The 16,891-nt window shown below is 64.4% G+C and carries 17 protein-coding genes; 3 read left to right on the forward strand and 14 right to left on the reverse strand.

Going from position 1 to position 16,891, the window contains the following annotated elements; translation table 11 throughout:
* The first annotated feature begins 17 nt into the window (after positions 1–17).
* The gene (locus tag M1P90_RS02695) at positions 18–1,241 is read left to right on the forward strand and encodes a hypothetical protein (RefSeq protein WP_483701115.1); all 1,224 of its coding nucleotides are present in this window, start codon (positions 18–20) and stop codon (positions 1,239–1,241) included.
* A gap of 102 nt (positions 1,242–1,343) precedes the next feature.
* Here the strand turns inward: M1P90_RS02695 and M1P90_RS02700 are convergent, their stop codons facing one another.
* The 6 genes from M1P90_RS02700 to M1P90_RS02725 form a co-directional block, all read right to left on the reverse strand.
* A complete protein-coding gene (locus M1P90_RS02700) occupies positions 1,344–2,489 on the reverse strand; it encodes a carboxylate-amine ligase (protein WP_483701116.1) in 1,146 nt (381 codons plus the stop codon).
* A gap of 58 nt (positions 2,490–2,547) precedes the next feature.
* Entirely contained in the window at positions 2,548–3,912 is a 1,365-nt protein-coding gene (locus tag M1P90_RS02705; RefSeq protein ID WP_483701117.1) for a circularly permuted type 2 ATP-grasp protein, read from the reverse strand.
* 70 nt (positions 3,913–3,982) lie between these two features.
* A complete protein-coding gene (locus M1P90_RS02710; protein WP_483701118.1) occupies positions 3,983–4,921 on the reverse strand; it encodes an ATP-grasp domain-containing protein in 939 nt (312 codons plus the stop codon).
* Positions 4,922–5,050: 129 nt separating this feature from the next.
* Complete coding sequence (locus M1P90_RS02715) at positions 5,051–5,743, reverse strand: dienelactone hydrolase family protein (RefSeq protein WP_483701119.1); 693 nt, start codon at positions 5,741–5,743, stop codon at positions 5,051–5,053.
* Between the two features lie 30 nt (positions 5,744–5,773).
* Positions 5,774–6,067, reverse strand: coding sequence for an antibiotic biosynthesis monooxygenase family protein (locus M1P90_RS02720; RefSeq protein WP_483701120.1), 294 nt, complete (start codon positions 6,065–6,067; stop codon positions 5,774–5,776).
* Between the two features lie 16 nt (positions 6,068–6,083).
* Positions 6,084–6,803, reverse strand: coding sequence for an esterase family protein (locus M1P90_RS02725; RefSeq protein ID WP_483701121.1), 720 nt, complete (start codon positions 6,801–6,803; stop codon positions 6,084–6,086).
* A 226-nt stretch (positions 6,804–7,029) separates the two neighbouring features.
* Here M1P90_RS02725 and M1P90_RS02730 point away from each other — a divergent pair, with 226 nt between their 5' ends.
* Both M1P90_RS02730 and M1P90_RS02735 read left to right on the forward strand, forming a co-directional pair.
* Entirely contained in the window at positions 7,030–7,662 is a 633-nt protein-coding gene (locus tag M1P90_RS02730; RefSeq protein ID WP_483701122.1) for a zinc ribbon domain-containing protein, read from the forward strand.
* Between the two features lie 143 nt (positions 7,663–7,805).
* Positions 7,806–8,693, forward strand: a complete 888-nt coding sequence (locus M1P90_RS02735) for a hypothetical protein (protein ID WP_483701123.1) — start codon at positions 7,806–7,808, stop codon at positions 8,691–8,693.
* A gap of 24 nt (positions 8,694–8,717) precedes the next feature.
* On the opposite strand, the gene M1P90_RS02740 is transcribed toward M1P90_RS02735, so the two are convergent.
* The 8 genes from M1P90_RS02740 to M1P90_RS02775 all read right to left on the reverse strand — a co-directional run bounded on the left by M1P90_RS02740 (position 8,718) and on the right by M1P90_RS02775 (position 16,801).
* A complete protein-coding gene (locus tag M1P90_RS02740) occupies positions 8,718–9,497 on the reverse strand; it encodes a nucleotidyltransferase domain-containing protein (RefSeq protein WP_483701124.1) in 780 nt (259 codons plus the stop codon).
* 225 nt (positions 9,498–9,722) lie between these two features.
* The gene (locus M1P90_RS02745; protein WP_483701125.1) at positions 9,723–10,979 is read right to left on the reverse strand and encodes a glycosyltransferase family 4 protein; all 1,257 of its coding nucleotides are present in this window, start codon (positions 10,977–10,979) and stop codon (positions 9,723–9,725) included.
* Between the two features lie 190 nt (positions 10,980–11,169).
* Entirely contained in the window at positions 11,170–12,204 is a 1,035-nt protein-coding gene (locus M1P90_RS02750; RefSeq protein WP_483701126.1) for a glycosyltransferase family 2 protein, read from the reverse strand.
* The gene (locus tag M1P90_RS02755) at positions 12,204–13,235 is read right to left on the reverse strand and encodes a glycosyltransferase family protein (protein WP_483701127.1); all 1,032 of its coding nucleotides are present in this window, start codon (positions 13,233–13,235) and stop codon (positions 12,204–12,206) included. Before M1P90_RS02755 ends, M1P90_RS02750 begins: the two co-directional genes overlap by 1 nt.
* 107 nt (positions 13,236–13,342) lie before the next feature.
* On the reverse strand, positions 13,343–14,047 hold the full coding sequence (locus tag M1P90_RS02760) for a class I SAM-dependent methyltransferase (RefSeq protein ID WP_483701128.1): 705 nt from the start codon (positions 14,045–14,047) through the stop codon (positions 13,343–13,345).
* A 2-nt stretch (positions 14,048–14,049) separates the two neighbouring features.
* Positions 14,050–14,796 (reverse strand): DUF268 domain-containing protein, encoded by a 747-nt coding sequence (locus M1P90_RS02765; protein ID WP_483701129.1) that lies wholly within the window; start codon positions 14,794–14,796, stop codon positions 14,050–14,052.
* A gap of 28 nt (positions 14,797–14,824) precedes the next feature.
* The gene (locus M1P90_RS02770) at positions 14,825–15,523 is read right to left on the reverse strand and encodes a hypothetical protein (RefSeq protein WP_483701130.1); all 699 of its coding nucleotides are present in this window, start codon (positions 15,521–15,523) and stop codon (positions 14,825–14,827) included.
* Between the two features lie 24 nt (positions 15,524–15,547).
* Positions 15,548–16,801, reverse strand: coding sequence for an ABC transporter ATP-binding protein (locus tag M1P90_RS02775; protein ID WP_483701131.1), 1,254 nt, complete (start codon positions 16,799–16,801; stop codon positions 15,548–15,550).
* Positions 16,802–16,891: the final 90 nt, after the last annotated feature.

Below are 16,891 nucleotides of genomic sequence, written 5' to 3' on the forward strand. Positions count from 1 at the left end.
TTGTGCTGGCCTCTGCTATGCAACAGATTTTTCGCCCATTTCAGCCAGAAGGTTCGAACACACTCATGCAGCCGGGAAGTTTGCTGCGCCGCTTGCGCGATGAGCCGCAGGATGCGATTAGCCGTATTGCCGGCGAGATTGGCGCGCGCCCGGCTACGTCACTTGGCGAGGCGCAGGCAGCTGCCTACATTGATGGGCGGATGCGCCGCGCTGGCTTGCGCGTGTCGGCGGATGCGTTTCGTGCGCCAGTTGGCGTGGGTTGGGATGGGGTGGCGATTGCGCTGCTGGCTCTGGTTGGCGTGGTATTGTATTACTGGCTGCCAATTCCCTCGTTAGCTCTGGCGCTGTGGAATACGGGCCTGGCGGCGGCGGGCTGGTGGCGACCAAACGCCCCTTTGCTCCAGCGCAAGCGGCCGAGCCAGAATGTGATCGCAACACGGGCGCTCAATAGCCAGCCGCGCTGGCGCGTGGTGCTGCTCGCGCCGCTCGATTCGCCGCCCGTGGCTGGGCCATTGGTACGGGCACTGGCTGCGCCGCCGCGCCAGCTGTTTGGGCGGCTGCTGGCCTGCGTGGCGATTGCCTTGCTGTGTGTCGGCGCGTTTTTCGGCCCGGTAGAGCTGCGGCGTGTGCTATGGTACTTGCAGTTTGCTGGTGTTGCGTATCTGATCATGCTTGCTGCGCTCGACGCCTGGCTGGCGCGCGCACCTGCGACGGCGGGAGCCGCCAACCACGCAGGCGCACTGGCCGCGCTCCTGCACTGTGCCGATACCCTTGCTGCGCTTGAACATAGCGAGCTTTGGGCGGTTGCGCTTGGCGCGAGCGCGGGCGGCGCGGGCCTGGCCGATCTGCTGCGGCGCTACCCGTTTGATCGCGCAATGACACTGTTTGTTGGCCTTGAGTCGCTGGGCGGCGGGCGGCCGAGCTTTGCCACACGTGAAGGGCGCTTGCCACCCCGCCCGGCCGATGCCCTGCTGCTGCGGCTCGCCGCCGAGGCCGATGCCGCCGACCCGCTGATCGATGCCGAGCCGCGCCTGTATACAAGCGAACCGACGCTGGTTGGGCCGCTGCGCCGCGCCGGCTTTCGCACACTGACGGTTATTGGGCTGGATGGTGAAGGACGGGCGGCCCTGCGGGGCAGCGCGAATGATACCCCCGAAGAAATCGACGGCGCGGCGCTCGACCGTGCGATTCGGCTGGTGCAGGCGCTGGTCAAGCGGATCGACGAAACCGAGCACGATTAGCGTGATGAAAGCGTGAAGCGTGCGGCTGGCACCACAAACAACGACGCGACAGCGCGAAAGCTGCCGCGTCGTTTGCTGGAAGGGTGTGTACGGCGCGCTATCCTACGCCCCGACATCGACCATTGGTACGCCTTCCATTGTTTCTGCTATCAGGTTGTCGACTACAGCCTTGAGGTCGTTGGTTTCTTTGAAAATATGCAACTGCCGGTCGGCGCTGCTGCCCTGCTCGCACATTGTCAGCAGGTACTCAACCTCCTTGCGGCTGCCCAGGTCGTCCACCACGTCGTCCACCAGCTCGACAATTTCGTGCACGAGCGCCTTGGCATCCACCTCGGTGCGCTTGCCGAAGTCGATTAGCTTGCCTTCGAGGCCGTAGCGCTGCGCGCGCCATTTGTTTTCGTTGATCAGCGCGCGGCGGTAGACACGGAAGGTCGTGTTCTGCTCAAACATGCGGTAGAACTTGACGATCAGCGCCTGCATGACGGCTGCCAGCGCGAGGCATTCTTCGACCTTGGTGGCGATGTCGCAAACGCGGAATTCGAGCGTGCCGAACACCGGGTGCGGGCGCAGATCCCACCAGATCTTCTTGCCGTTGTCGATGCTGTGCGTGTTGATCAGCAGGTTGATGTAGCTCTGGAACTCGCTGGCCGAGTGGAAGGACGGCGGGATGCCCGTGCGCGGGAAGTTTGAAAAGATTGACGCGCGGTAGGATTTGAAGCCGGTGTTGCGGCCCATCCAGAAGGGCGACGAGGACGAGAGCGCGAGCAGGTGCGGCAGGATGTAGCGCGCCACGTTCATCAGCTCGATGGCGACGTCGTCGTTGGGCATGCCGACATGAACGTGCATGCCGAAGATGAGCAACTGGAGCGCGAGCTGCTGCATTTCTTCGACCACGCCTTTGTAGCGCTCGAACGGCGTGATCTCCTGGTTCATCCACGACGAAATTGGGTGCGTGCCAGCCGCGACGATCTTCAGGTTGTGCACCGACGCGAGGCTGGCGATTGTGCCGCGCAGCTTCACGACCTCGGCGCGTGCTTCGCTGATGGTGCGGCAGGGGTTGGTGCCGACCTCAACGATGCTCTGGTGCATTTCGGGCTTGATCTGTTCGCGCAGGATGGTCTGGCCGCGATCAAGAATCTGGGTGATGTACGAGCGCAGCTCGCGCGTTTCGGGATCGACGACCTGGTATTCCTCTTCAATGCCGATGGTAAAGGGGAAATCGGGTGACATTGGATCGTACATGCTCATGGCTTCGCACCTTTCCGTGAGAACCAGACGCTGTGCGCAAAAACATAGCGCCTAACGCTCATAACGTGTCCACGAGGAATACCGGCACCGTCGAACCGCCGCCAGCCGTGACATTCAGCAGCGTGACGGTGGAAAGGCGGCACAGGCTGCCGCGCACGTCGGTGCCAAACAGGAAGGGGTCGGTATCGACCAGGCGGCGGCCGATCTGGAGCGCGCCATCGATCATAGCCGGGTAATCTTCGTAGGCGATTTCAACGCGCTCTTGCAGCACAAACGGGCTTTGCTGGGCTTCGGTCAGCGCCTGCGCCCACGCGGTCGGGCTGGTTTCCCAGCCGATCACAATGCCCTTGCCGCCGTATTCGTCGTTGGGCTTGAGCAGCAGGCGCTCCTGGTTGGCGCGCGCAAATTCCAGCAGGTCGATCGACGCGCCCTGGTAGGTCGATTGGCCGGGCCGCACCATGCGCGTCCAGGGCACGTGCTGGGCAATCGCGGCGCGCTCGTCGGCGCTGAACTCGTGCTGCACGGCGTCGTCGGTCAGCACGGCGAAGATCGATTTCTTGTGCAGCAACTTGGCGCGGAAGGAGTTGACCAGGCAGACCTTGCCGGCGGCGTAGGCTTGCACCAGCGGGTGTTCGAACACGGCGTCGCCGTAGTGCATAATGAATTCGCTGGTGAGCACGCGCTTGTAGACAAGGTCGATTGGTGTGGTGCCATCGGCGGTGTCGGCGTAGAGCCGGCCGTCCGCAAAGCGTAGCTCGTCGGGTGAGCAGATCACGGCTTCGAGGTTGTGCTCGCGGAAGAATTTCTGGAACAGCAGAAATTCGGAGTGTGTCGGCAGCCCTTTCCAGTCGAGAATGGCGATGCTGGGCGGGCGTGTGCTGTCGAAGGCGCGCCAGGCCTGGAGCAGCGTGTCGAGCAGGTGGTGGCGGGCTGGCAGCGTATCGAGCTTATAGCGCTCGGCAAAGCGCTGCATGGCCGGAAGCTGCAGGAACACCTCGGAGAGCACATCTTCGTAGGCGATCGCGGCCGGGCTTTCGGCGTTGTACTCAACAAACTGCAGCGAGCGGCCATCGACGGTCAGAAAGGTGTCCATGCGCGAGTGCGCGCTTGGCTCGGGGTAGCCGGGGTGCATGGCGATCAGCCGCTCCTCGGCGGGCGTGAGCGCGAGGTCGGCGCGCAGCGCGGGCTCGTCGATCATGCGGCTGGCGAGCCGATGCGCGGCCGCCGTCACCAGGCCAACCGCGCGCTGCACCAGCGCATACTGGTCGTGCGTGATGAAGCGCGGGCGCAGCACCGAAACCAGCGGGCGCTCGCCAAAAAACAGGTTGCGCGCGCGCTGCTCGGCGTCGAGCCGATCCTGCGTGGCGCGGGCGGTGTCGGCGTCGAGCAAGCTGTGGTAGTGGGCAATTGCTTCTTCGAGCATTGGGGCCTCCAGCAGGCCGGAGAACGGCGTCGGCGGCGAGAGATGCCAGCCGCCAGCGCCGCGCTTCGGGCTAGGTGTTCAACAGCTTGTTCCAGCGCATGTCGCTCGGCGGGGTGCGGCCGGCCTTGGCCTTTTCGATGCACATATCGGCCATGGCCTTGACCACCCAGGCGAAGAACTTTTCTTTCAGCGACCAGTAGTCCATGTCGGGCGCGGGGTTGGTGAAGTCGATCGCGTAGGGCACGCCATCTTTCAGCGCGAACTCGCAGGTGTTCATGTCGTAGCCAAGCGCGCGGCACAGCGTGAAGGCATACTCGACGACCTTGTCGTGCTCGTCTTTGGTCAGGTAGTCGGGCTCGTCGAAGTAGCGATGCGGGTAGGGCGCGTTGATGTCGAACTTGATGACCTGGATCTGGTTCTGGCCGATCACCAGGCAGCGCACGAATTTGTCCCACTCGATGAATTCCTGCAGCATCATGCACTCGATGCCGGTCTGGTTGTAGGCTTCCCAGAGCTGTTCCATGGTGTGGACTTTATAGACGTTCTTGAAGCCGCCGCCCCAGGCCGGCTTGAGAATCACCGGGAAGCCGCCGACGTAGTTGACGTGATCTTCCCAGGGGATGCGGTCGGCCAGGTTGCGCAGCGACTCGTGGTGCACAATCCCTTCGATGTAGGAGTGCGTGGGCAGGGCGACGCTGCGCGGGTGCGGCACGCCCAGGTAGGTGGCGATGCTCGCGCCGGTGAACTTGTCGTCGGCGCTCCACCAGAAGGGATTGTTGACGATAAATGTGCCGCTCATCATGGCGGTTTTGAGGAATGCGCGGTAGTAGGGCACCTCGTGCGAGATGCGGTCGACAATCACGTCGTACTCGCAGGGCTCGGCCATGCGCGTGCCGCCCAGCTTCACAAACTCGGCAGTTACCCCGTCGTTGCGGCGGTTGACTTCTTCGATAAATGCGCCCGGCCAGGTATTTTCGCGGCCGACCATGATGCCGATTTTTTTGGTCACACCTTCCCCCTTATCATTTGAGAATCGAGAACTAGCGAAGGGCGTATGCAATACGCCCAGACCTTGCGAAGGGCGAATTGCATATGCTAACAGCAGACTGCCAACTGCCTACTGCCCACTGACCGCTGCCTACTGCCCGCTGCCGATATGTTCGCGGAAAAAGCCCAGAACGCGCTCCCACGAGTCGTGCGCGGCGTCGGCGTTGTGGTTGCGCCCACCGTTGAAAAACGAGTGCTTTGCGCCCGGGTAGATTTTGATGTCGTGGGCAACGCCATACTGGTCGAGCGCGGCGTCGAGCGCCTCGCCGGCCCTGGCGGTGAAATCGGCCCCCGGGAAGGAGCCAACCACCGGGCAGGCGCGCTCCACCGCTTCGAGCGGGCGCGGGTTCATGGAATAATAGGGCGCGATAGCTTTCAAACGATTGTCGGTACACGACCACGCGATTGCCAAGCTGCCGCCCATGCAGTAGCCCGCCGCGCCAAGACGCTCGGTGTCCACCCCGGGTTGCTGCGCCAGGTAGGTCAGCGCATCCTGCAAATCGCGCACGCCAGCATGGTCGAGCGAGTGGCGCATCAGGCCGCTCATCAGGCGTGCCATGCACAGCACGCGGTTGCGCCCGCTGAACAGATCAACCGCCAGCGTGATGTAGCCCTCGCCCGCAAAGCGCCGCGCAATCGAGCGAATGTCGTCGTTCAGGCCAAAGGCCTCGTGGATGACGACCAGGGCAGGAAAAGGCCCCTCGCCGGGCGGGCGCACCAGATAGCCACCAAGCAGGGGCATCGAGAAGGACGGAAAACTGACCGACTGCGCCGACAAAGCCATCGGTTTCCTCCAACATCACGCACAAGCGCGCTACAGCTCGACGGCAGTGAAGTGCTCGACCGTTGGGAACGGGTCGTAGAAATGATGCAGCAGCCGCTTCCACTCCAGGTACTCGGGCGAGCCACGAAAACCAAGCGTGTGATCTTCGAGGCGTTCCCAGCGCACCAGTAGCAAGTATTTTGCCGGGGCTTCCAGGCAGTGTTGCAGCTCGTGGCCCCGGTAGCCCGCCATCGACGCAATAATTGGCGACGCCTGACGGAAGGCGGCTTCGAACTCGGCCTCGTGGCCGGGAATGACCTGGAGCATCGCGGCTTCGAGAATCATACGCCCCCTGCGCGGCCTAATCGGCGCCGTTGATATACATCGTGATCATTTTGTGCCAGAACGGCCAGTCGTGCGCCCAGCCATCCCACCAGCGCATAGCGTGCCAGACGCCCTTGCTCCATAGCGCGTCGGAAAGCTCGCGGTTGGTGCCGGCGGCGCTGTCGTCGCGGCCAATCGCCATAATGATTTCGAGGCGGCGCAGGTCGTTGGCAAGCTGGCCTTCCTGCAAGTAGCGCACAATGTCTACCGGGTTGTGGCGGTGCACTTCTTCGTCGTGGTAGCCGCCCAGGAAGCGGTGGATGTCGTAGTAGCCAGCAAAACCAAGCACGCGGTTGAAGTGGCTGGGGTGGCGCAGGCCAAACATCATGGCGTGAATTGCGCCAAACGAGCAGCCGTGCACCATTGTGAAGTGGTTGCTGTTCTGCGAGCGCACAAAGGGCAGCACCTCGTTCAGCACATAATTCTCGTACTGATCGTGGCGGTGAAGGCGGCCGCGCGGGTGCGCCCATTCGCAGTAGAAGCTTTCGGCATCAACACTATCGACGCAGATAAGCTGAACCCAGCCTTGCTCAAGGTGGTGCGAAAGCGCGCCCACCATCCCACGGTCTTCGTACTCGTAGAAGCGGCCCTGCGAGGTTGGGAAGACGATCACGGGCGCGCCGGCGTGGCCAAACACCAGCAGCTCCATGGGACGGTTAAGCGAGGGGCTGTCCCAGCGATGATACGCGCGGTGCATGTGCTCAAACTTTCTTGCTGAACAGGTCCATTTGGGGCTGCGCTATGATACCGCGAGGCCCTAGAGCTGTCAATCATCGGGAATTCGGCGCGCTGCAACTATTGGCACGCGGCACTCGTATAAGTAGCAGAGGTGATTACATGTAATTGCGCGCCCGCCTCGCAGCGGCAACGCGCGAAGACTGTGCACGGGTGTTGCTGGCAACGCCTGGATGTAAGGAATGATCATGAGCGAACGACCATGCCGGCGCTGCGGCGAGCAGAATCCGACCGACGCGCTGTTTTGTATCGACTGCGGCGCGGCGCTAACGAACGCCAGCACCGGCCCGACGACGCGCCTGCCGGGGATTGTGTGCCCGGCCTGCTATACGCATAACCCCGACGAGTCGCGTTTCTGCGCAAAGTGTGGGCGCAGCTTCGAGCCCGAGGCACCGGCACCAAAGCCGATGCCAGCGCCTGCGCCGCGCCCGGTTCGGCCCGCGCCCAGCGCGCCGCCGCGCCAGAGCTACCCGCGCACCGCCACCCCGCCGACGCTGTACCGGCCAGTTCCGCCTGCCCCGCCGCATCATCACGGCGGCGCGCGCAACAACCCCGGCCCGATCGTCTTTCTGATCGGCCTGGTGATTCTGCTGATGAACGGCGCAATCTGGCCCGGCATCCTGGTGCTGATCGGCCTGAGCATGCTGTTTACCCAGCTTGCGCGCGGCCACACCGACCGGGCGGTCAAGGCCATGCTGTGGTTTGGCGGGCTGGCGCTGATGTTTGGCTCGGGGCGCTTTGGCTTTGGCCGGTTTCTGATGTTCGCCGTGGTGATTATGGTCGTGATGAACCTGTTTGGTTCTCACCGCCGCATCTGGTAAACCGAACCGAACACTGAAGAAAAGGGGCTGGCGTGCTGCGCCGGCCCCATTTTTGTTGGTGCAGCCAAGAGCTGGCATAGACATTGCTAAACAGGAAGGCAGGAAGAGCGGAGCTGCGAGCATGGCTCGCGAGGAGAGACACCGTGAAGAACACCATTCTTGGCATATTCAGCGACCCAATTCAGGCGCGGGAGGCGATCGACGCGCTGCGTGCGAGCGACTTGCCAATCGACGACGTGTCAATCGTTTCGCGCGCAACCGAGTCGGGCGCGCCAATCAGCAGCGTCGATGATGTGTCGGCGGGCGAGGGCGCGGCGGTTGGCGCGGTGTGGGGCGGCCTGGTGGGTCTGGCGGCCTTGCTCATCCCGGGCGTAGGCCCGTTCATTACCTTTGGCGCGCTTGGCGCGGCGCTCACCGGCCTGGTAACCGGCGCGGTGGTGGGCGGCGTTTCGGCGGCGCTGATCGATTTTAGCGGCATCCCCGAGGACGAAGCGCGCAATTACGAGCAGCAGGTGAATGCCGGCAAGACACTCGTGGCCGTGAAGCTTGACGAAGAAAACGCGATCGAGGCGCGGCGCATTCTGGTGGGCCAGGGCGCCGACTCAATCCGCGACAACCAGACCGGCCTGACCGATGGTGGCGCGCCGGTGCATGTGGCAACCTACGACGCCAGCGGGCAGTCGGTGAACCAGGCTGCCGAGTATGGCGCGCCGGTCAATCCCACCACCGTGGATCATAACCCCGACGTTGTGACGCGCGTCGAGCCTGCGCCCAATGGCGCGCTGCCGATTGTGGAAGATACGCCATCGGTGGGCGACCCTGTGAGCGCGGGGCGCGTCGCTGCGGCCCCTGCCGATGCACGCCCGAATGTTACCAGCGGCGACAAGGTGACCACGCCCGAGACGCTGGGCGTGCCGCCGACCGAGCTGACGCCCGACAGTCCGAACGTGACGACGCCGGATCATCCCGACGAGCCGGGTTTCGATGAGCCCGACACGAACTTGCCGCGCACCGGCCAGCGCACGATGTAAAGAAAACAGAAACCGGGGTTCTGCTCAGGCAGGGCCCCGGCTTTTTTGTGCCTCGCGCACGGCGCGCTGAATAAGCGCTTCGGTTGCTGCAAATTGCTCCAGCGGGGCGCCCGGCCGCCATGCCATGGCTTGCTCGATAGCTGGGGCAAGCGCCGGAAAGGCAGCCTGCGCCCAGCGCGCGGCGGCCGGTTTGCTCGCAATCGTGCCGTGCGCGAGGGTATAGAGGGCGCGGCACATCGACAGGATGGCATAGGCCTGGTAGTCGGGCTGGTGCAGCCGCGCCGGCTCAGCGAGCATTGGCTCCCACCATTCGGCCAGCAGCGCGCCAATCGTCGCGCGCAGCGCGCCCGGCCCCACTGGCTCGATCTGCGGGGCAATCGGCGGGCCGGCGACAACAATGCCGTGCTCGCGCAGAATTGCGCGCTGCAGCACCCAATCCCAGCCGTGCGCCGCCCGGTAGAATGCGCCTTCGTTCAGCGTGGGCCAGGGCGTGCGGTCGGTGGGGTCGTAGCGCGGCAGGGCTGCCCACGCCAGGTAGGAACCTTCGAGCTTGGCGGCCCACGGGTCGCCGCTGTGCCAGAGCTGCTGGTGCGCCGCGCCAAGCTTCTCGAACGCAAAATCGGGCAGCACGTCGCGCGTGACGACCAGGAAATCGACGTCGCTGGTGGCCAGATCGAAATCGCCGCTGGCGAGCGAGCCGTACAGGTACAGGCCGACGAACTGCTCGGCCAGCGCTTCCTGCACGGCTGCCAGCAGCGCCGCGAGCGTGCCGTTGATGGCAGGAAAGGGTGTAGGTTCAATCATAGCGTGACAACCGTGAGAATAACCGCAAAGAGCGCAAAGGGCGCGAAGGGTTACAGGTTTTTAGGTTTCAGGTTGAATGTTACTGGTTGCAGTTATGACGAATGATGGTGACGACTTATCCTCACTATCTTCGTGTCTTCGTGCCTTCGTGGTGAAAGAGAAGCGGGTTTCGTTCGGGGTAATATTTTTCCACCTTCGTGCCTTCATGGTGAAAAGAAGCGCGTTTCAGCCGCCCCGTAGGCGGCGGCGCAGCAGGCCGAAGGCGCGGCGCACCTGGCGCGCGGCGTAGCGGTGCGGCAGCATGGCGCGTTCGTCCAGATGCACCAGGCTTGGCCGCACTGGCGGCAGGTCGAAGTGCTGCGGAAGCTGAATGGGCTGGGGTGGGCCGGCACGCTCGCGCAGCTCGGCGGCGAAGGCGCGCCATTGCCCGGCGCTATGCTCGGGCGTGTAGCGCTCGGCGATGCGCTCGCGGGCCGCGCGTGAGAGGCGCTGCCACAGGCCGGGTTCTTCGCGCAGCCGCCGCACCGCCGCCACAAACGCCTCGGCGCGGTCGCTCACCAGCAGGCCAGTGACATTGTGCTCGACCAGCTCCAGCGCGCCGGTGGGCGTGTCGAGACAGATCGGCACCACGCCGCTGGCCATCGCCTCCATCACCGCCATGGGCAGCCCTTCCGAGTCGGAAAGCAGCACCAGCGCGTGGCTTCGCAGCAATTCCTCGCCAATGCGCTCGCCGCTGACACTGCCATGCAGCTGGATGGGCAGGCCCGCGCCGTCGCGAGCGAGCGTATCTTCCACCATTCTGCGCGACGGCCCATCGCCAAAAAGTGCGCCACTGGTGCCTGGCACGGCGCGCACCGCCCGGCAGATCGCGCGGGTGACATCGAGGGCACGCTTGTGCGTTTCGGCCAGCCGCCCAACGTAGATCATGCGTAAGTCGTGAGCGGGCGGGCGCGCAAACTCGGTGGGGAGCGGCGTGCTGTTTGGGATGCAGCGGATGGTGGTGCGGGTTGCCTGCCCGGCAATACGCGCCTGCACGCGCCCTTCCACAAAATGCGACACACACACCAGCCCGTCGATCTGCTGCTCGGGCGGGCCAAGCACAAACTCGTCGATCAGCGCGTCGTAGAAGGGGTCGTCGCCATGAATTGCGCCAATTGTGACGACGCCGGCCGGGCGTAGCCAGCGCGCCGCGAAATACGCCGGGGCCACGTAGTCGGGCGCGAACACGTCGGTGCCCGCGCTGGCCCGCAATACGCGGTGCAGCAGCGCCTCGGTCGAGCGCGGGCGCGGGATGCGCTGCGTCGGCACGCCTGCGCGCTGCAAATCGGCAGCGGTTGCCCCGGTGGCACGCCCGCCGCTGTGGAATAGCAGCGCCTCGGGATGCTCGCCCTGCGTGTGCAATGCTGGCAGCAGCCGCCGCAGCACCGTGTTCGGGCCGCCAATATGGGTGGGGCTATCGTAAGCGCAGAATGTGATGTTCATAGGTATATGTGCAATTAGAGCCGGCTGGCTATAGCGAAGGGCAGAGCAATTAAGCCACAGAGCGCACAGAGGACACTGAGTACGCTAAAAAATAAGTTCTTTATACAACGGCAAGCTTCCAGAGTACTGAGTTTGGTTTTACTGCTCGGTGATCTCTGTGTTCTCTGTGGCCCGGTTGTTTGGCTTTCGGCTAAGCGATGGCGGTTGGCGAGCTTGCCAAAGCCTTGAGCAGAAACTTGGCGCGGCGCGGCGCATCGATTGGCGCGTGGCGGGCCAGCGGCGAGCGCTGAAAGCGCCACCAGACCCACGGGCCAAGCGCGGTCGAAAGGCGGCAAACCGTGTACCAGCGCAGGCCAAGCACTGGCAGCAGCGACGGCTCGCGATAGCGCTGGCTGGCACGATTGGCGGCCAGCAGGCGGCGCAGCCAGCCGTCAGCGGCGGCGATGAATGCGCGCGTTGGCGCAATCTGCGCAGTGCTGATCGCCTCGTGAGTGGCCTGCTCGGCGGGCGCTGGGTTGATCCCAAGCGCACGGAGCTGCGCCAGGCGCACAAGCGCCGAGCTTGCCTGCTGCGTGGCGCGCTGGCGCTGCCCGACCTGCGCGGCGTGGGCGCGGTAGTCGAGCAAAATTTCGGGCAGGTTGGCAAGCTGGCTGTGCGCGGCGATTTCCAGCCACATGGCGTAGTCCTCGGCGTGGATGAATTGCGTGCTGTAGCGCAGACCGTGCCGGCGCACTATATCGCCGCGCAGCATGGCGGCCGGGTGGGCCAGCGCGCTGCGGAATACTAACTCACAGCGAATGGCGGCATCGTCGGTGGGGTAGCGCTCGACGCGGGCGGGCGCGTCGCCAAACACGCGCACCCAGCTTCCGCACGCGCCAAGCTGCGGCTGCGCGTCGAGCAGTGCGACCTGGCGGGCCAGCCGCTCGGGGCGGCTCGTGTCGTCGCCATCCATGCGCGCGATGTAGCGCCCGCGCGCCAGCTCCAAGCCCTCGTTCAGGCGCGCAATCAGCCCCTGATTTTCGGCGCTGCCCGCCAGGCGCACCCGCGCATCGCGCCCGGCGTAGGCCGCCAGCAGTGCGCCCGTCTCGTCGGTCGAGCCATCATCAAGCACAATCAGCTCGAAATCAGCAAAGGTCTGCGCCAGCATGCTATCGAGCGCGCCGGGCAGGTGCGCGGCGGCGTTGTACACCGGCATCACCACCGAAACGGCGGGCGGCTGGTTCATCACGTTCCCGCAACGCCAGCCGCCAGAAGAACATGCTGGATGCGCTGGTGCCACATATGCTCGGCCTCGGTGCGGCGGGCGTAGGCGGCGGCGATCTTCGCGCGGGCCGGCTCGTTTTTGATGTAGAAGCGCGCTTTTTCGGCGCACTCTTCCAGCGTTTCAAAGGGCACGTATTCTTTGCCCGGCTCGTAGTAGGTGTCGAGCAGCGGGGCCTGGTGCGCCAGCATCAGCGTGCCGCTCAGGCCCATTTCAAACACGCGCCCCTTGATCTGGCGCACGTTGTTCTGCGAGCTGTCGAGCGGCGTGAATGAGACCTTGCTGCGGTTCCAGATGCCATTCACCTGCTCCAAACTCAGCACGCTGACTTCGTCGGCGATGCCGGGCAGGGCGTATTTGAGAATGGTGCGCTGCACCGTGCGCTGGGCGCGCTTGAGCGGCGCGTCGTGGCTGGCGTTGGGGTGGATGTAGCGGCGTGTGCCTTTGCCATAGGCTTGCAGGCCGGCATGGCGCGCCAGCCAGCGGATCTGCGCGCCGCGTGCGCCATAGACCTGGCCCATAAAGCTGAAGTCGATGTCTTTGCGAGTTGCGCGCCCATCCCAGAAGCCGCTGCACGCCCACTGCGCGTGGATGAGGTTGGGGAATTCGGCCTTGTGCTGGGCGTAGATCGTTGGGCTGTTCGTGACCATAAAGCTGTACCAGGGCGCATATTGTCTGGAATAGCTTTCCCAGCGCCACTCGTCGTCGCTGTTCCACGCAATGATCGGGCAGATGCGCCCGGCTTCGCGCAAAGTTTCCTGGTCGAACTCGTCTTTGTGGGTGGCAATAAACACCGCGTCGTAGCCGCCACCGCGCAGGGTGGCCAGAAACACGCGCCGCATCTGCTCAGCGCCAACCGCCGCCGCCGTGAAGTAGTCGAAGAAATCGGCCTGAATGCCCATGCGCTCGGGCACTTTGTACATGTAGTAAAACTGCGGCTCGAGGCCGCGCGGGCTGCCGTAGTAGTAGTAGGATGTGCAGACAAGTAATTTCATGGCATTAGTGCATTATCAAGAAAGCAATGCGGGAATTAGGTAAGAGTTTCTGCATTGTAATCACCAAACCCTCACCCCTATTCCCTAAACCCTGCGCTGAAAGCGCATTAGCTCGCGCCGCGCTTGCGCGCAAATACATGGCAGCCAAAGCACAGAATCTCAGCCGAGCCGGTGTCGGCTGCCGAAAAGCGACCCAGCGCACCCAGCAGCACGCGCAGCGCCAGCCGCTCGTGCAGGCGCAAACGCCCGCTGGCATGCTGCCCGGCCATGCGCGGGATGCGTCGCGTTTCCTGCGCCACGTACTCGAAGTAGTTGCCGTTGCGCTGGAAGTCGAGCAGCTCGAAGTCGTGCTGGGCGAGGTAGTGATCGTAAAAATATTTGCTGAAGCCGGTGTAGAAATGATAGGGCGCGAAGTGCGTCAGGCTGCAGAAGGGCGCGGTGAGCAGCAGCCAGCCGCCCGGCCGCAGCAGGCGCGCAAACTCGGCCATGGCCTGCGCCGGGTGCGGGATGTGCTCGAAAACCTCGGTGCACATAATTGCGTCGAAGGAGGCGTCGGGCTCGGGAATGCTGGCAATGTCGCTGACAATGTCGAGCTTGCTCTGGTCCCATGTTCCAGTTTGCAAGCCTGTGCCATCGCCCTGCCCGTCGTACTGCGCAAAATCCTGCGCGACATACTGCAGGTGCGCGCAAAAACGCTCGAACTGGCGCTCGCCCGCCCCGGCATCGAGCAGGCGCGCGCCAGCCGGGATTTTCTGCAAGGTGTGCTCGATCCAGGCCACGCGGGTGGCTTCGTTCTGTGTGCCGACGGCCATGCTTATTCCTTTACAAACCAGAAACAGCCGCAGCCATATTCCTGCGCGTCGGCCTGGGCCTGCGTGGCGGGAACGATCAGCCCGCCATCGCGGGCGTGGTCGGGCACCAGCGCGAACTCGCGCAGGGCCAGCCCGGCGAAGGCGCGCACAATCTGCGCGTAGGCGTAGATGCGGTGGGCGTTGAAGATCACGCGCGGACGCCCGACCGGCGTGACGAACAAGAGCGAGCCGCCCGACGCAAGCACGCGCTGCAGCTCGGCCATGGCTTTCATGTCGCCATCGGGGTCGATCGGGTCGCCATAGCGCCCCAGGCCCACGTGCTCGACCGTGTGCATGCACGACAGCGAGGCAATGCTCGCGTCGGGGAAGGGCAGCGCCAGCAGGTCGGCAAACTCCGAGCTGAGGTTGCTCATGCCCAGGTCGGCCGGGCGGTAGTCGTAAAACTTCACCGGCACAAAGGCCGACGCAATCGCGCTGAACTGGAGCGTCGAGGCGATGTCGACGTGGAGCGCGGGGCGGGTGCGCGCCAGCACGCGCGCGGCCCAGGCCGGGTGGTAGGTGTAGTGCCGGTCGAAGGGCGTGTTGGCGGTGCTGTCGCGCAGGTGGGCCTGGTGTTCTGCCCAGACCGGGCGCGGGCGGCTAGCCGGTGTGCGGCGCTGGAATGCGCGAAACTGCCGCACAAACTGGGCGTAGCGCAGGGCATCGCGCAGCTGCCGCGTGCCAGGGATGCGCCGAAACTTCTCCATCATGCCGCTGCGCCGTTCTGCTTCACGCTGCTCATTTCTGCCCGCTGCGCGCCACGCGGCGCACGCGCCCGATTGCCCGCTGGTAGGTTTGCCGCGCCCGGCCAAGCAAGCCGCGCCGCGCTGGCTGCGGCTGGCGCAGCTGCGCGGTGACATAATTCTGGAAATACGTGCTCAGGGCCGCGCGCGCGCTGCCCGGCGCGGAAACAATCACATCTTCCAGCACCACGGTGTAGCGCGGGCCGCGCGCATCGAGCGCCTGCGTGACGGCGGCAATATCGGGCCAGGCACTGGTTTCGTGCGGGCGCGGCGGCGGCGCGAGGAACATGCGCGCATCGTCGATCAGAATGATGTGGTCGGCGCTGGCCCCCACAATAATCGCGATCTCGTCGAGCACCGGGCACTCGTCGCCCGCGCCATAGGTCGCGCCATCGCTCCAGTGCGCGTCGAGCCAGAAGATCGCGGGCGCGCCAAGCTGCGGAACGACCTCGGCCAGCTTTTCGCGGGTGTGGCCGAACAAAAAGGTGATTTGCGGCACCCCGGCGTGCGCGGCGACGGCCTGGCGATAGATCGATTCTGCGAACTCGATGGTAAAGACGTGTTTGAAATGGTTGCTGGCCCAGCGCGCCGTGTTGCCCATGAAGGTGCCGGTTTCAACAAAGGTGCCGATCGCATGCTCGCGCATAAGATGCAGCACAATCGCCTCGGGCGGGCCTTGCCGAATATTTCCCATGCTGTGTTTGCCTTCTGTGCCGCGCTATTCGGCCGGCTCAATCGTATACACGTCGGAGTTCATCAGCAGCCCGCCGCGCGATGGGTTGGCAGGTTGCTCGCCCTCGGCAATCTCGCTGACCGACACATGGCCCAGGCCGGGCACATAGTAAAAAGGCCGGCCATAGGTTGAAAGGCCCACGGCAAACTGCAATTCCGAGGGGCCGAGCGGCAGCTTGCACTGAAACGTCACCCGGTAGCGCCCGGCGCGCAGGTCGCTCGGCTGCGACCAGTAGGTGATCACCGGCGTGCTGTCGACCGTCACCAGGCCAAGCGCGGCCACGACCTGTTCGAGCGGCTTGAACAGCTCGAACTCAAGCGTCATCTGCCACGGTTCGCCAAGCCTGAACTCGGCCTGCGGCTGGCCGGCCAGTGTCGCGAAGCTCAGCGTGCTGGCGGTGCCGGGCGCGCCTTCGCCCGAGCGGGGCAGCGCGATCTGCGCGCTCAGGTCGTCTGCGCTCGACGCGAGGTATTGCGTGATGACCTGATCAGTTGGGCCGATTGCGGCGACTTGCCCCTGCCGCAGCAGGATCGCCTGGCTGCACAGCGTGCGCACCGCCGCCATGTTGTGGCTGACGAACAGCACGGTGCGGCCGGCATTCGCCACATCCTCCATCTTGCCCAGGCACTTGCGCTGGAACTGCGCGTCGCCAACGGCCAGAACCTCGTCGACAATCAGGATCTCGGGGTCGAGATGCGCGGCGACCGAGAAGGCCAGGCGCAGGTACATGCCGCTGGAATAATGCTTTACGGGCGTGTCGATAAAGCGCTCGACCTCGGCAAACCCCACAATTTCGTCGAACTTGCGCTCGATCTCGCTGCGTTTCATGCCGAGAATGGTGCCGTTCAGGAAAATATTTTCGCCGCCGGTCAGCTCGGGGTGGAAGCCAGTGCCGACTTCCAGCAGCGTACCGACGCGGCCGCGCAGTTCGGCATAGCCCTCGCTTGGCTCGGTGATGCGCGAAAGTACTTTAAGGAGCGTGCTTTTGCCCGCGCCGTTGCGCCCGACGATGCCCACAACCTCGCCGCGCCGCACCTCAAACGAGACGTCGCGCAGCGCCCAGAAGGACTCGTTGTGCGTTTTCGGGCGGCGCTCGCCGCGCAGCGCGCTGCGCACCCGCCGCGCCGGCGCGAGCGCCATGTCGGCGAGCGTGTCGCGCAGGGTTTTGTAGCGCTCCTGCGGCCCGCCGATGGTGAATTGTTTGCCCAGCCCCTGGGCGCGAATTGCTATGTCACTCATTTATTTGTTTGCAGGTTACAGGTTTGCATGTTGCATGTTGGGCTAATTATCGTTGGGAGGCTGATATTCGAGTTGTTTCTCATAGTTTGC

The sequence above is a fragment of the Kouleothrix sp. 19917 genome (genome assembly GCF_057073505.1).